At 73.1% G+C, this 14,411-nt stretch carries 13 protein-coding genes; 3 read left to right on the top strand and 10 right to left on the bottom strand.

Annotated elements, in window-relative coordinates; all coding sequences use genetic code 11:
• Positions 1 to 106: 106 nt before the first annotated feature.
• On the bottom strand, positions 107 to 1,090 hold the full coding sequence (locus LZ604_RS16380) for a zinc-dependent alcohol dehydrogenase (protein ID WP_234515840.1): 984 nt from the start codon (positions 1,088 to 1,090) through the stop codon (positions 107 to 109).
• A 109-nt stretch (positions 1,091 to 1,199) separates the two neighbouring features.
• On the opposite strand from LZ604_RS16380, the gene LZ604_RS16375 reads away from it, so the two are divergent.
• A complete protein-coding gene (locus LZ604_RS16375) occupies positions 1,200 to 1,994 on the top strand; it encodes a CDP-alcohol phosphatidyltransferase family protein (protein ID WP_234515839.1) in 795 nt (264 codons plus the stop codon).
• 307 nt (positions 1,995 to 2,301) lie between these two features.
• Here LZ604_RS16375 and LZ604_RS16370 read toward each other — a convergent pair whose 3' ends face one another.
• Positions 2,302 to 2,757: an RpiB/LacA/LacB family sugar-phosphate isomerase gene (locus LZ604_RS16370; protein WP_234515838.1), complete on the bottom strand. Its 456-nt coding sequence runs from the start codon at positions 2,755 to 2,757 to the stop codon at positions 2,302 to 2,304.
• A gap of 187 nt (positions 2,758 to 2,944) precedes the next feature.
• Here LZ604_RS16370 and LZ604_RS16365 point away from each other — a divergent pair, with 187 nt between their 5' ends.
• Positions 2,945 to 3,559, top strand: a complete 615-nt coding sequence (locus tag LZ604_RS16365; protein WP_234515837.1) for a DNA polymerase ligase N-terminal domain-containing protein — start codon at positions 2,945 to 2,947, stop codon at positions 3,557 to 3,559.
• A 188-nt stretch (positions 3,560 to 3,747) separates the two neighbouring features.
• On the opposite strand, the gene LZ604_RS16360 is transcribed toward LZ604_RS16365, so the two are convergent.
• Positions 3,748 to 5,199 carry an MFS transporter gene (locus tag LZ604_RS16360; protein ID WP_234515836.1) on the bottom strand — a complete coding sequence of 484 codons (1,452 nt, stop codon included), beginning with the start codon at positions 5,197 to 5,199 and terminating at the stop codon, positions 3,748 to 3,750.
• Between the two features lie 303 nt (positions 5,200 to 5,502).
• Here LZ604_RS16360 and LZ604_RS16355 point away from each other — a divergent pair, with 303 nt between their 5' ends.
• Positions 5,503 to 6,084 (top strand): TetR/AcrR family transcriptional regulator, encoded by a 582-nt coding sequence (locus tag LZ604_RS16355; RefSeq protein WP_234515835.1) that lies wholly within the window; start codon positions 5,503 to 5,505, stop codon positions 6,082 to 6,084.
• Positions 6,085 to 6,127: 43 nt separating this feature from the next.
• On the opposite strand, the gene LZ604_RS16350 is transcribed toward LZ604_RS16355, so the two are convergent.
• The 7 genes from LZ604_RS16350 to LZ604_RS16320 form a co-directional block, all read right to left on the bottom strand.
• Positions 6,128 to 6,970, bottom strand: coding sequence for a TIGR03943 family putative permease subunit (locus LZ604_RS16350; RefSeq protein WP_234515834.1), 843 nt, complete (start codon positions 6,968 to 6,970; stop codon positions 6,128 to 6,130).
• Complete coding sequence (locus LZ604_RS16345; protein ID WP_234515833.1) at positions 6,967 to 7,980, bottom strand: permease; 1,014 nt, start codon at positions 7,978 to 7,980, stop codon at positions 6,967 to 6,969. Before LZ604_RS16345 ends, LZ604_RS16350 begins: the two co-directional genes overlap by 4 nt.
• 111 nt (positions 7,981 to 8,091) lie before the next feature.
• A complete protein-coding gene (locus LZ604_RS16340) occupies positions 8,092 to 9,927 on the bottom strand; it encodes a phosphatidylglycerol lysyltransferase domain-containing protein (protein WP_372482147.1) in 1,836 nt (611 codons plus the stop codon).
• A 210-nt stretch (positions 9,928 to 10,137) separates the two neighbouring features.
• Positions 10,138 to 10,809 carry a hypothetical protein gene (locus LZ604_RS16335; protein ID WP_234515832.1) on the bottom strand — a complete coding sequence of 224 codons (672 nt, stop codon included), beginning with the start codon at positions 10,807 to 10,809 and terminating at the stop codon, positions 10,138 to 10,140.
• Positions 10,810 to 10,954: 145 nt separating this feature from the next.
• Positions 10,955 to 11,767: a helix-turn-helix domain-containing protein gene (locus tag LZ604_RS16330; protein ID WP_234515831.1), complete on the bottom strand. Its 813-nt coding sequence runs from the start codon at positions 11,765 to 11,767 to the stop codon at positions 10,955 to 10,957.
• 222 nt (positions 11,768 to 11,989) lie between these two features.
• Positions 11,990 to 12,628 carry an SH3 domain-containing protein gene (locus LZ604_RS16325; protein WP_234515830.1) on the bottom strand — a complete coding sequence of 213 codons (639 nt, stop codon included), beginning with the start codon at positions 12,626 to 12,628 and terminating at the stop codon, positions 11,990 to 11,992.
• A gap of 132 nt (positions 12,629 to 12,760) precedes the next feature.
• On the bottom strand, positions 12,761 to 14,221 hold the full coding sequence (locus LZ604_RS16320; RefSeq protein ID WP_234515869.1) for a hypothetical protein: 1,461 nt from the start codon (positions 14,219 to 14,221) through the stop codon (positions 12,761 to 12,763).
• Positions 14,222 to 14,411: the final 190 nt, after the last annotated feature.

Below are 14,411 nucleotides of genomic sequence, written 5' to 3'. Positions count from 1 at the left end.
CGCGTTGTTCAGCTGCCCGTTCTCCTTGTTTCGAGGTTCTTTGTGAATTCCCTCGGGGTTTCCCAGGAGTCCGGACAACTCGGGCGGCGGGCTCTCGGCCGGAACTTCAGTCCGTGGCGTACCGGACGCGGTGGCACAGCCCCCTGAGTTCGCCCCGCGCGAGGCGTGGCAGCACGTCAGGGAGGTCTTCGAAGGCGGACTCGCCGGTGATGAGCGCGTCGAAGGCCGGGTCGGCGAGCAGTTCGAGGGCGACGGCGATGCGGTCGGCGTAGGTGCGTCCGGACCGCGCGCGCGGCGAGACGGTGCCGACCTGGCTGCTGCGCAGGGTGAGTCGGCGGGAGTGGAACGCCTCGCCGAGCGGCAGGGTGACTCGCCGGTCGCCGTACCAGCTGAGTTCGACGACGGTGCCCTCCGGGGCGAGCAGCTCCAGGGACCGTACGAGCCCCTGCTCGGTGGCGCTGGCGTGGACGACGAGGTCGCACTCCCCGAGCGCGTCCTCGGGCGGAGCGAAGTCCACTCCGAGCGCCCGGGCGGTCTCGGCGCGGGCGGGATCGGCGTCGACGAGCTGGACGCGGACGCCGGGATGGCGCGCCAGCAGGGCGGCGACGGAGCAGCCGACCATGCCGCCGCCCACCACGGCGATCCGGTCTCCGAGCAGGGGGCCCGCGTCCCAGACCGCGTTGACGGCGGTTTCCACGGTGCCCGCGAGGACGGCACGGTGGGCGGGCACGGCGTCCGGTACGACGGTGACGGCCGAGGCCGGGACGACGTACCGGCTCTGGTGCGGATACAGGCAGAAGACCGTGCGCCCGACCAGGTCCGCCGGACCCACCTCCACCGTCCCGACGCTCAGATAGCCGTACTTCACGGGGGCCGGGAAGTCGCCCTCCTGGAACGGGGCGCGCATGGCGGCGTGCTGGCTCTCCGGCACGCCGCCGCGGAAGACCAGGGTCTCGGTGCCGCGGCTGACGCCCGAGTACAGCGCGCGTACCAGCACTTCTTCCCCGTCAGCGGGCTCCGGCAGCTCGACGTCCCGCACCTCCCCGTGCCCCGGTGAGCGCAGCCAGAAGGCCCGAGCTGTGAGGTCCATGTGCGTCCTCCTGAACGATCGGCCGACTCTTCACGTACCGCAACTACGAGAAGTCGCGCACAAGGTACGCGGCGAAGATCGAATCTGTCACTTGGCCGGAGGGTGAGCGGTGGCCCTGAACCACATGTACGACGCGAGGCTGTTGCAGCAGGAGACGACCGTGGGGGCGGGCGTGCAGGTGCTGCTGCTGACCTTGCTGGGCACGGCGATCGGCATGGGCCCGGCCGGCTGGCTGACGGGCCTGGCCTTCGCACTCGCCACCTGGGCCGTGCTCACCCGTGCCGTGGTCCGCTCCCGGCTGCGCTCCTTCGGACCGGCCAACCGGGTGACGCTGGGCCGGGCGACCCTGGTGGGCGGTGTCACGGCGCTGGTGGCGGACTCGTTCGAGAGCTCGCCGCCGGTGACGCTGCTGGTGGGCCTGACCGCGGTGGCGCTCATATTGGACGGGGTGGACGGCAAGGTGGCCCGCCGCACGGGCACGTCGACAGAGCTGGGCGCCCGCTTCGACATGGAGGTCGACGCGTTCCTGATCCTGGTGCTGAGCGTCTATGTGTCGATGTCGCTGGGCCCGTGGGTGCTGCTGATCGGCGGAATGCGGTACGTGTTCGTGGCGGCGGCCCGGGTGCTGCCGTGGCTGAACGGCGGGCTGCCGCCGAGCATGGCGCGCAAGGCGGTGGCGGCGTTGCAGGGCGTCGCGCTGCTGGTGGCCGGGTCCGGGTACCTGCCGTACGTGGCGACCGCGGGGATCGTCGCGTGCGCGCTGGCGTCCCTGGCGTGGTCGTTCGGCCGGGATGTGCTGTGGCTGTGGAGCGTGCGGGGCCGACGCGAGGACCTGGCGGGGGCGGCGGCTGCGGCCGGGGACAGGAGGGTGCAGCCGGTGCCCGAACTGGTGGCGGGCGGCTGATCCGGCGCCTGGGCCCACGCCCGATGCGGCCTACGCCCGCGGTGTTGGCGTGCCCGGCCGCGCGCAAGGGGATGCGGAATGCTCCGGACACTCCCTCACGCCCCCATTGCACGAGTTCGCCCGTTGCGCCCGTGAGGGTTCGCACTGGGACGCCACCTACTTCAACGGCAGCCGCTGACCGTGGAGTTGGCGGGGGCCGGCCGTCGGCGCGCCCCCGTCACCGCAGGCCCGGCGAGGTCCGCGGGCCGTCCGCCGCGGCACCGGATCCCCTGGCGGTCCGTCACGGCACTCGTCCCTCGGCGGCCCGCTACGGCGCCGGCCTGCCGAGGTCGAGCCGTCCGATCCGGGCCACGTTCTCCCGGTCGTCGGCGTCCTCGCTCGCCTCGGCCGCGAACCAGGCGTCGAGGATCTCCTTGAGCAGCGCCTCGGACGTCAGCCGCAGGCTGAGCGCCAGCACATTGGCGTCGTTCCAGCGGCGTGCGCCGTCGGCCGTGTAGGCGTCCGTGCACAGCGCCGCCCGTACCCCCGGCACCTTGTTCGCGGCGATCGACGCCCCGGTGCCCGTCCAGCAGCACACGACGGCCTGGTCCGCCGTCCCGTCGGCGACCTCGCGGGCCGCCGCCTCCGAGCACGACGCCCACTGGGTGTCGTCGCCGGGGCGCAGGGCGCCGTGGACCAGCACCTCGTGGCCACGGCCGCGCAATTCCCCGACCAGGCTGCGGGCCACGGGTTCGTCCATGTCCGAGGAAACGGAGATCCGCATGCTCCGGAGACTACCCGCCCGGCGGCGACGGCCCGAGGGTGCGGCTCACAAGGCCGTCATGTCGCAGACCCGGCGCGGCTTCGCAGGTGCACGTGCCCAGGACGGCCGACGGGGTACTCGGACCGGAGCACGGCCCGACACGGCCCGGCCCGGCACGTGCCGGCCGGCGGGCGGAGAGGAGCCGGACGTGGGTGAGGACGATCGGCTGCGGGAGTACCGCGGCAAACGGGACTTCGGCCGGACCGGTGAGCCCCCGGGCAGCGGCGCGTCCTCTGACGCGGAGCCCCGATTCGTGGTGCAGATCCATGACGCGAGCACCCTGCACTTCGACTTCCGGCTCCAGGTCGGCGACGTACTGCGGTCCTGGTCCGTCCCCAAGGGGCCCTCCACGGATCCCGGGGACAGGCGGCTCGCCATACCCACCGAGGACCACCCCCTGGAGTACGAGGACTTCGAGGGCGTCATCCCGCCGGGCGAGTACGGCGGCGGCGCCGTGATCGTCTGGGACCGCGGCACCTACCGGCCGTCGAGCCACGACCGCCGCGGGCGGCCCGTTCCCTTCGCCGAGGCACTGGAGCACGGCCACGCCACGTTCCGGCTGAAGGGGTCGAAACTCCACGGCGAATACGCCCTCACCCGCTTCCGGGACGGCAAGGGCGGCGACGCGGACGGTTCCTGGCTCCTGGTGCGGGCGGGCCACGCCCGGTCCGGCGGGCACGGCACGCCGGATCCCCGGCGCGCCCGCTCGGTGTGCAGCGGCCGCACGCTCGCCCAGGTCGCCGCGGACAGCCGGACGAAGTGATCGGCCTCGGCCCGTGCCGCCACGGTCCGGAGCGGTCGCCCCGGACCGTGGCGAAGGGATCTCCTGCCGGCCGGGCATCACGTTCGTCCCGGCGGTCTCGGTGGAGGGCCGGGGACGATCGCCGCGATCGTCCTGGAGACCATCCCCGGCACCGCCGCCGTGTCGAAGGTGTCACCGAAGCGGAGGCGTCAGCCGCGCGCTCCCTGCGCGGCGGCCTCCGGCTCGGTGCGGGCCTGCTGTTCGGACGCGCGCGGGGCGCCGGTGACCCGGGCGGCGCGTCGGACCGGCACCAGCAGCGCGGCCAGGGCCGCGGCGAGACAGAGCAGGGCCAGCAGGCCGAAGCCATGGGTGTAGCCGGAGGCGTAGGGCAGTCCCGAAGGCTGGAGGCGACCGGTCACCAGGACGCTGGTGACGGCGGCGCCCAGGGAGCCGCCGATGGTCCGGATGTTCGCGTTCATGCCGGTCGCGGCGCCGGTCTGCTCGACCGGCACGCTGCCGACGATCAGGTTGGCCATCGACGCGAAGGCCAGTCCGATGCCGAATCCGAACACGCCCGCGACGAAGGCGACCTGCCACTGCCGATCGTGCCACAGGGCGAGGAAGCCGCAGGCGACGGCGCCCAGAGCGGCACCGGCCGTGAGCAGCGTCTTGGCTCCGAGCACCGGCTCCAGGCGACCGCTCAGCACACCCGAGAGGAACATGGCGACCAGCATCGGCAGCATGAGCAGTCCGGACGCGGTGACGGACGCACCGAAGCCGTATCCGGCGGAGGACGGCGTCTGGACGAAGCCCGGCAGGAAGGACCAGATCGAGTACATCCCCGCGCCGAACAGCAGTGCGGCGGCGTTGGTGGTCCACACGGCGGGCAGCCGCATGACGCGCAGGTCGATCAGCGGGCTGCGGGAGCGTGCCTCGGAGAACAGCCACAGCGCGAACAGCACCACCGCGGCGAGGAGCAGACCGATCACCCGGGCCGAGCCCCAGCCCCACTGGCCGGCCTGGCTGATCGGCAGCAGCAGGGCCACCAGCCATGCGGAAAGCAGCACGGCGCCCGACCAGTTGACGCGGCCCTGGCTCCGGCGCGGCGACTCGGGCACACAGCGCAGGGCGATCAGGGTGGTGACGGCGACGACGGCGACCGGGATCCAGAACAGCCAGCGGTAGTCGAGCGCGGAGACGATGGGGCCCGCCGCCACGATGCCGACGCCACCTCCGGCGGCGATCACGGCGGACAGGTTGCTGATCCTGCCGCTGACCTCGCCCGGGGCGAACTCGTCGCGGATGATGCCGAAGGACAGGGGGAACAGGGCGCCGCCGGCGCCCTGGATCACCCGGGCGACGATCAGTACTCCGATGTTCGGCGCGAGCGCGGCGAGCAGGCACCCGGCCAGCACGGTCAACAGCACGGCGACGAGCGTGCGCTTCCTGCCGACGAGGTCGCCGATCCGGCCGAGAATCGGCGTGAACACCGAGGCCGACAGCAGATACGCCGTCATCACCCAGGTGGCGGTGGACTGTGAGGCGTGCAGCGCGTGCTGAACGGTCGGCAGGGCCGGCGCGATCAGGGACTGCAACATGGAGAACACGCCCGCACCGGTCGCCAGGACGGCGAAGGTGAGACGGGTGGACTTCCGGGGCATCGAAAAGCCTCTCGGGGCAGGGTGCGGCCGAGGTCGTCGGGCCGCGGTCGTACGGACTCGGTCGCGCCGCGGGGCGGCGCGGGGCACTCCGACGACCGCGGGGAGCGGTCGCGAGCGGATGGGGACCGGGCGGCCGCGGTCTGCGCGGGTCCGACGCCGGATCGAGGAATACGAGGGCGTCGGCGACGCGTGCGGCCGCACGCATCCAGGCCGAGCGCACCCCGACTGCTAAAGTGGAGGTACGCCTCCACTGTAACGGAGGCAGACCTCCGCTTCAACCCGGTTCCGTCCAGGGAGGCAGCAGTGACGGCCCAGCCGTTCCCCGTCAGCGAGATCGTGGCGGCCCAGCGGCCGCACCGGAAAGACGCCGCCCGCAACTACGACGCCCTGATCACCGCCGCACGCGAGGCGTTCGCGGAGCATGGCGCGGAGGCGTCCCTGGAGGACATCGCCCGCCGCGCCGGCGTCGGCATCGGCACGCTCTACCGCAACTTCCCCACCCGCCGTCACCTCTTCGAGAGCGTCTACGCGGGCGAGGTGAACGACCTGTGCCGGGTGGCCGGACAGGTGGCGGACCGCGAGCCGTGGGAGGCGCTCACCTCCTGGCTGCACCGGTTCGTGGACTACACGGTCACCAAGCGGGCCATCCGCGAGGCGATGGACGACGAGTCGGACATCTTCCTCGCCTGCCGGGAGTCCATGTACCAGGCGGGCGGCCCCTTGTTCGAGCGGGCTCAGAAAGCGGGCGCGGCCCGCACGGACCTGAACTTCGACGATCTGCTCCGGATGGTCGCCGGGATCACCGCGACGAACTTCCTGGACGACGCCCAGCGGGACCGGGTCCTGGGCGTGGCCCTGGACGGAGTGCGGACACCCGCCGTCTGAGCCGGCCGCTCACCTCACGGACGGGGCGCCGCGGCCGTGGGCGTCACTGGTTCCAGCTCTCGTCGTAGGGGTCCTTCGGCGTCGGGACCGGCTTGGCCTCGATCACGTCGAGGAACGGGATGATGCCGCCGTTGACGGGGTCCTTGGTGCGCCGGGCGCTGAAGGTGCCGGTGACCTGGAGCCAGGAGTCGGGCTGCAGGACCGGCGGCAGCTTTCCGGACAGGCCGACCTTGACCGGCTGCGCGTCGGCGGCGCAGCAGTTGAGGGCCATGCGGACGAGATACGGGGTACCGCCGTGGTCGAGCGCGACGAACCCGGTGATCTCCACCTTGCGGTGGCCGAGGGAGTGTCCGTGGCCGTACGCCGCGCGGCCCGCGTAGTCCACCAGGCTCAGCGGGACCGGGTCACCGGACGGCAGAGCCGGGGAGGCCAGGGGAGGCTGGAGCGCGGTTCCGGCGCGCAGGGCGCTGTACGAGCCGAGCGCGGGCGGGGCGACCAGGATCAGGGCGAACAGCGGCAGCACGAGCAGCCAGGAGATCCGCGGCTCGCGGTGACCGTGACCGTGGCCGCTGCCGGGGCCCTCGCCGTGACCGTGATCGTGGCCGTCGCCATGGCCGTCGCCTCGGCCGTCATCGGGGCCGCCGTCGGGGTCGCCGAGGACGGTGTCGTGCGGCTCTCCCCCGTCCCGAAGGCGCCGGACCGGCCGCGGCCGGCGCAGTTCGTACCAGACCGTCGCGAGCGCGGCCACGATCAGGACGGCCCCGGCGGCGAGCAGCAACGGCTGGAGGCCGGCCTTGACGTAGCGCAGATACAGGGAGGTCGTGCCGGCGTGCAGCATCGCCCCGCCGACCAGGAACAGTACGGCCGCTTGCGCCTGACGGTTCACAGCAGCACCGCCCCGGCCGGCACCGACACCAGGATCGCCAGCGCGAAGGTGGCGGGCGCGAACCGCAGGGCGAAGGAGCGCCCGAACGTGCCCGCCTGCATCGCGAACAGCTTCAGGTCGATCATCGGCCCCACCACGAGGAACACCAGCCGGGCGGTGAGCGAGAACTGGGACAGCGACGCGGCGACGAACGCGTCCGCCTCGGAACAGATCGACAGCAGCACCGCGAGGACCGAGAGCGCGAGGATCGCCACCACCGGGTTGCCCGCCGCCGTCCGCAGCCAGCTCGCCGGCGCCACGGCCTTGAGGGTGGCCGCTGCCATGGCGCCGACGACCAGGAAGCCGCCCGCGTGCATCACGTCGTGCCGTACGGACCCCCAGAACGCGGCCCCCTTGCTCCGCCCCTCGTAGGACGCGCGGACCGGCGGCTTCAGCCAGTCGGTACGGCCCAGCCGCTGCCACATCCAGCCCATCGCGCACGCCACCAGCAGGCTCGCCGCGAACCGGGCGAGGACCATCTCGGGGTTGCGGGGGAACGCCACCGCCGTGGCGGTCAGCACGATCGGGTTGATCGCCGGGGCGGACAACAGGAAGGCCAGCGCCGCGGCGGGCGTGACACCCCGGCGCACCAGCGCCCCCGCGACCGGTACCGAGGCGCACTCGCAGCCGGGCAGGACCGCCCCGGCCATCCCGGCGACCGGCACCGCGAGGGCGGGCCGCTTCGGCAGGGCGCGCGCGAAGAACGACGGCGGGACGAACACCGCGAGGGCCGCCGACAGCAGGACGCCGAGGACGAGGAAGGGCAGGGCCTGGACGACCACCGCGAGGAACACGGTCATCCAGCTCTGCATCACGGGCGCCGCCAGCACCCGCCGGATCGGGCCCTGCCCGACGACCAGCAGCAGAAGCAGCAGGACCAGTCCGTGGGAGGAGGTGAACTGCCAGCCCTGGGAAGGCTCCTCGTCATGGCGCCGGTCGACCGGCGCCGGGGGTGCTTTGACGATCGTCACGGGCGGGGTACCTCCGGGAGGAACGGGCGGCGCGGCAGGGGGCCGAAGCCCCTCCCCTGCTGTACGTCGCCCCGCGCGCCCCGTCTCACCCCGGGTCCGGAACTTTGCCGCTCAATGACCCTTGTCGTGCGCGAGCGGGGGCTGCCCCTGCCCTCCGGCCGCGACATGCCGTCGGCGGAAGAGGGACGGCAGGCTCGGCACGGTCAGGAATCCCTCGGCGCGGGCGCTGGCGATGCCGATGCGCGGGATGTCGCTGCTCTTCTCGAACAGCAGGAAGCGCGGCTCCCATACAGGCCGGTACTTGGCGTTGGCGCGGTAGAGGGACTCGATCTGCCACCAGCGGGAGAAGAAGGTCAGCACCGAGCGCCACAGCCGCAGGACGGGGCCGGCGCCGAGGCGTGCGCCACGTTCGAAGACGGAACGGAACATGGCGAAGTTGAGCGACACCCGCTTGATGCCGAGTTCGGGGGCGCGCCGCAGCAGCTCGATCACCATGAACTCCATGAGGCCGTTCTCGCATCCCCGGTCGCGCCGCATCAGGTCCAGGGACAGCCCGTGCTCGCCCCAGGGGACGAAGCTGAGCAGGGCCCGGGGCTCGCCCTGGTCGTCGCGGCACTCCAGCATCACGCAGTTCCCGTCGGCCGGATCGCCGAGGCGGCCCAGGGCCATGGAGAAGCCGCGCTCGCCGCCGCCGTCGCGCCAGTGGTCGGCCCTCTCGATCAGGGTGGCCATGTCGGACTCGGGGATGTCGCCGTGGCGGCGGATGTCCACGGTGCAGCCGGCTCGGCGGACCCGGTTGTGCGCCTGCCGCACGACCCGCATCGCGCGCCCCTCGAGGCTGAAGTCGGCGACCTCGACGATCGCCTCGTCACCCAGTTCGAGGGCGTCCAGGCCGTGCCGGGCGTAGATCGTGCCGGCCTCCTCGCTCGCCCCCATGACGGCGGGCGTCCAGGCGTGCCGGCGGGCCTCCGCCAGCCACGCGTCGATGGCGCCGGGCCATGCCTCGGGGTCACCGATCGGGTCGCCGGAGGCCAGGGTGACGCCGCCGACCACCCGGTAGGTGATCGCCGCCTTGCCGGTCGGGGACCAGATCACGGCCTTGTCGCGGCGCAGCGCGAAGTAGCCGAGGGAGTCCCGCTCGCCGTGCTTGGCGAGCAGGGCGCGCAGGCGCTCTTCGTCCGCCTCGCCGAGGAGTTCCCGGCCGCGGGGAGCGCGGAAGCAGGCGTACAGGACGAGCAGGAAGGAGACCGCGATCAGGATGTTGATGGTGATGTCGACCCAGCGCGGCGCGTGCACGGCGTCGATCCGGTCGGCGAGCGGGCCGACGCTGACGCCGCGCAGCAGCGTGTATGCGATCTTGTCCGTCAGGGAGGCCCCGGCCACCTTGTTGGTGGCGCTGACCAGCAGGGTGCCGACGCCGCCGCTGACGAGGATGCCGCAGGCGCCCACGACCAGCGCGAGCCGGGGGTTGGAGCGGTCGCCCACGGCCTGGAACTCCCTGCGGCCGATCAGCAGGGCGGCCACGAACAGGCCGGTGAGCAGAGCGGAGATCCAGTTGAAGACATGGCGGCGGTAGTCGTCCTGGGTGAGGGCGAGCACGTAGAGCGCGAAGAGAGGCCCGGCCAGCAGCATGTTGAAGATCCATGCGGCCCGCTTCCGGCGTCGCATCACCAATGCCAGGAACAGGGCGAGGGCCGCCGAGACCAGTCCGGCGGTGGCCAGGTACGGGGTGAAGAACTCACCGGCGTTGTGCTCTTGGACCTCTTCGCGGAAGGGCAGCGAGAGTACCGCCACGATGTTCAGCACGGCCTGCAGCCGCAGGTACCAGACCGTGGCGGCGGCCGCCCCGGGGCGCAGGCGTGCGAGGAGCGGCGGTCGCCCCTCCGGCGCGCCCTGCGGATGCCGGGCGCGCTGCTGGGGGATCACTGCTTGTTGCTGTGCGGGCACCGCGATGACTCACCTTGAGAAGAGGCCGGAGCGACCGGCGTGGACGGAAGCGGACACTGGGGGCGGGACGGTCTGTCCTTGGTTCTCCCGGGCACTCCTACCGACACTACATTGCGTAGGGGCACGGGGGACCCTGATGAGGGTAGGAGTCAGACAAGGACCGGTCCACCCCTGCGGCACCGGTCGGGCCGGGCAGGCGAGCGGCGTCGACTACTGAGCGCTGTCCTCCGCGCCCACGGCGCGCCCCTCGAGTACGCGCGCGGGATCGGTGGGCGCCGCCTGCACGTCCTGGAGCAGGAACGGCACGAGTCCCCGTTCCAGCACGGCGTCCTCCCAGGCCTCACGAGCCCGGCGCACCTCGGGATCACGGTCGGCGCAGTCGTCGCCGCCGCGGCCGGATCGGCCCCGCGCGCCCATCACCACGATCCAGGCGAGGTCCCCGAGAGCCGCTCCCGCGGTCACGGCGGCGGCGATCACACCGGCCATCACGAGCCCGTCGTCGATGTGCGGGCGCACGGCGAAGGCCCGCAGCCCGAATCCGCACAGCAGGAACACACCGGTGGCCACGGCTCCGAGGCTGGGCACGAGCACCGCCAGGACGGGCAAGATCCTCTTCTTACGGTCGTCGTCGACCGAAGCGGCGTGACCCGGATCGCCACAGGCGGCGGCGGTCCGCAGCGCGAGGTAGTGGCCGTATTCGACGGCGGCGACGCCGACGAGGCGGACGCGCGCCTCCAGGGCCCCGGCGCGCAGCTCCGCGCGGGACGCGCCCGCACCGGCGGCGTCGATCGCCGCCGCGACCTCCGGGAAGTCCAGCGCCCGGTCCACCATCCGCTCGAAGGTCGGGCCGGCCACGGGCGACGGCTGGTCGGACTCCTGCACGCGGATCCCCCGATCGGCGACAACGGGCCGGCCGAAACCGACCGGCCGGGCGGACGAGCCAAACCCTACAACATGTAGGACATCCGCCAGGGGCAAAGTATTGACACGGCGCACTGGCGGCGTCCGCCCCGGGCCGATCCTCCGCTCAGCGCACCTCGGAGGGTTGCGCATCCAGGCCGGTGCACGCCACCTTGCCGTCCACCTCGGCGCACGCCTCCACCCCTTCGGGTGAAGTCACGGCCAGCATGGGGCTGCTCGAGCCGGCGGTGCCGTCTCCCGGGTACGCCGCGGAGAGCACATCCCGCCCCGACCGGACGGAGATGACGCGGGCGTCGGTGGCCCGCGCCTGGACCTCGGACCAGACGGCGCGGCAGGACGGCGAGTACTCCAGCCGCACCGCGTAGCCGGCGGCGCGGACCGTGCTCTTGGTCTGTGCGTCCCGGTCACAGGCGGAGACGTCGGGCAGCTGCCCCTGGCAGGAGGTGCCCCGGCAGCGGGGCGAGGGCGCGGCGGGACGGCCGGTCGGCGCCCCGGAGCGATGTGCCGCGACGAGAGTGAGAGCCACCGCGGCCACCGCGACGACCAGAGCGAGGGCCGGCAACGGCAGCCGCCGGGACCGGACGGGCGGCGCGGAGCCGTCGTACGAGGGCTGGTCCGAGGGCTGGTCCGGGCCCTGCGGGCGGTCGGACGCCTCCCACAGGGCCAGTACGGGGGCCGCGTCGACGCCGGCGAGCAGGGCGAGCGCCTCCACGGCCGAACGGGGCGGCCGCTGGGCGCCGTTGAGATAGCGGTGCCAGGCGGACTTGCTGTACGGGGTGCGCGCCGCGAGTGCCGCGAGGCTCAGACCGGTACGCTCTCTCAGGCCGCGCAGCTCCGTCACGAACGGTCCGTCCGGCTCCACCGGCCGACCCGCCGCCGGCCGGCGGAGCGCCGCCGCCCGTGCTGCGCCGGTCTTCACGGTCTGGATCCTTGAGGCTGTCGCATGACCCGTCCCTCAACGCCGATGCCACTTTGGGCGGTTCGCCCTTGCTTGTCGTGATGTGTTCCCGGGACTGTGGTGCCGCCACACATGGGAACCGGTATGAACAAGGTGAGTTGCGGGATCGAGGCGCGCCGAAGGCCTGCCCGGCACGCACAGGTGACGGGCAGGCCGTTTCCCCGGAGGGAGGGAAGGGGTGGGTCAGCACCAGGGCACGGCGCTCCGGGTGCGGACGTAGTGCGCGGAGACATAGCCCCTGCCGCCCGCGAGCCGGTACCAGCCCCGGTTACCGTGGACGTACGAGCCGCTCCTCTCGCAGACCAGCAACAGCCGGGCGTGCGCGTGGCGGTGTCCCACCACGCGGTAGCCGGTACCCGGGCCGGAGCGGATGTTCAGCGGAACATGGCGTGTGACGACACGCCCGGCGACACGGTACGCGTGGTGCCGGCACGCCTGGTGCCGGTAGGCGTGGTGCCGGTAGGCGGCGTAACCGATGCGGTGGTGGTACGCCGTACGCGTGCCGGAGTGGATGCGGTGCGAGTACGACGTGCGCGGCATGTGGCGCAGGTGGCAGGCGTAGCCGAGGTGTCCGACGCGGCCGAGGTGGCGCAGGCGGCTTCCGTGGCCGATGGAGCGGTAGCAGGAAGCGAGGCGGTGGGCGCGTTGCCGGGCGGGCACGTGCCGGACGGGGGCGGGGAGCGTGTGCGGGCTCTGCGCGACCGACGCGACGACCGTTGCCGGGGCGGCCCGGTCGCCCTGAGCGGCGACCGCGGCCGCGGGCACGAGCGCGAGCATCGTGACCGCGGCCAGCAGGCCGCCCTGCAGTGTCCGACGAATCATGGAAACCTCCGTGCTGACGTTGCCGATCACGAGGCGTGATCTCACGTCGCCCAGCGTTTCCATACCGAGGGCCGGGAATTCCGTTTCCCCGTCCCGGAGCGAGGCGGAACGTCCCGTGGGACGGAGGAGCAGCTACACGCTGCCGCCGGCGAGCCTCCACTCCCGGTGGAGCGCGCCGAGGGGGATCGTGTGCTGGAAGACGGGCGTACCGAACACGGACAGCTGAAGCTGCAGCGCGCCGGTCAGATCGACGCCGCCGTACAGAGCCCACGACCCCGCCGCGGTGGCCGTGGGCCGGGCGCCCGGACCCGCCGCCGCGCTCGCCGCGATCGACGCCTCGCCGCGCAGGTACGGCGCCAGGTCGGCGGTGACGCCCACCGCGCCGTACAGACCGACGGTGGCCTGCGCACCCAGCGCCGCCTTGACGTTCCCCGCGGCCGTGAGGGAGGTCCGCACCGGCGTGCTCGTCATCGTGGACTCGTTGACGGGTGTCCAGCCCTTGCCGGGGGCGAAGGTGCCGCCGGCCTTGAAGTCGCCCTTGAGGTCCTGTTCCACCGCGACGGTCACACTGCCGTCGCCGCTGATCTGGAAGTAGCAGGTCAGGTCGAGGTTGACGACGACCGGGATCGGGCCGACCTGGAGGACGGGGTCGGCGTGCAGCTTCGCGAACGGCACCCGCACCGGCTTGGCGAAGACCCCGGCGCGGCCCTTCAGGGACCACTGCGAGCTCCAGTTGCCCGACACGCCCAGATGCGCCGAGGCGGGCCCGGCCTGTCCGTTGGCACTGCCGGAGCCGCCCCCGCCGTAGGAGAAGTCGACCTCGGGGGCGACCTGCACATACCCGGCGACGGAGGCGTCCGCCGACACCGGGGCGCCCGCGGGGGTGGGCACGTCGGCCCGGAGGTCGACACGCAGGCTGCCCAGCGGGACCTTCGCGCCCTCGGGCCCCGCGTGCACGTTCCCCGTCTTGGTCCAGGAGACCTTCACATCGGGCAGCAGTCGCTCGACGTCGAAGGACGAGGGGTCGACGGGAACCGTGCCCTTGGCCTTGTCGCCGCCGAGCAGGGTGTCGAGGGTGGTCGGCGCGGTCTGCACCTCGGTGCCGTCGCCGGTCTCCCCGATCACCTCGGTGACCTTCGCGAGGAGACCGTCCGGGGCACCGGGCGCGGGTGCGCTGGCGATGACGTCGCCGACGGCGATCCGTCCGGGCTCGGCGGAACGGCTCGGGGTTCCGGACGGGGTTGCCGTGGGCGACGCGGGCCCCGTGGAGACCCCCGGTGCCGTCGATGACCCGGACGGAGGGGGCGTCGCCTTGACGACGCGTGAGATGACGGCCCGTCGGGTGTGACGGTCGTACGAACTCACCTTGAGCGTGCTGCGATGGGCCCGCCCGCCGGTCTGGTCCGGCCGCGCGAGCGCGGTGGGCGTGGCGGCGGGCGCCGCCGCGACCGCGAGGGGCCGGTCGGCGTCCTGGGCCGCCGCGGCGGACGCCTCGGCCCGCCCGGCGGGCGCCGCGCCGGAGCCGGAGGAAGGGCCGGGCCCCGACGAGCAGCCGGTGACGAGCAGGAGGGCGGATGCGGTGAGTGCGGGCATGAGGGCACGCAGGTGCCACTTGCGGATACGCAAGACCTGTCCTGTGGTGGTGGGGGGTTGCCGAAAGAACCCGGCGGTCGGTTAATACCGACGGGTAACAAGTCGTGAGCATGCCATGAAGATGTGAAGCCCCGCTCCACATTCCCCCCGCGGCCGGCTGTGATGTGAGCCACGCACGGGCGGTCCCCAG

It is taken from the genome of Streptomyces glomeratus (assembly GCF_021462825.1).
In the GTDB taxonomy this organism is placed as follows: domain Bacteria; phylum Actinomycetota; class Actinomycetes; order Streptomycetales; family Streptomycetaceae; genus Streptomyces; species Streptomyces glomeratus.
Note: the sequence above shows the minus strand (reverse complement) of the source record. Positions and strands in the feature narration are given on the sequence as shown.

Coding starts and splice junctions, on each gene's coding strand:
- LZ604_RS16380 (WP_234515840.1), bottom strand. CDS start 1,090: ATGGACCTCACAGCTCGGGCCTTCTGGCTGCGCTCACCGGGGCACGGG.
- LZ604_RS16370 (WP_234515838.1), bottom strand. CDS start 2,757: ATGCGGATCTCCGTTTCCTCGGACATGGACGAACCCGTGGCCCGCAGC.
- LZ604_RS16360 (WP_234515836.1), bottom strand. CDS start 5,199: ATGCCCCGGAAGTCCACCCGTCTCACCTTCGCCGTCCTGGCGACCGGT.
- LZ604_RS16325 (WP_234515830.1), bottom strand. CDS start 12,628: ATGATTCGTCGGACACTGCAGGGCGGCCTGCTGGCCGCGGTCACGATG.
- LZ604_RS16320 (WP_234515869.1), bottom strand. CDS start 14,221: ATGCCCGCACTCACCGCATCCGCCCTCCTGCTCGTCACCGGCTGCTCG.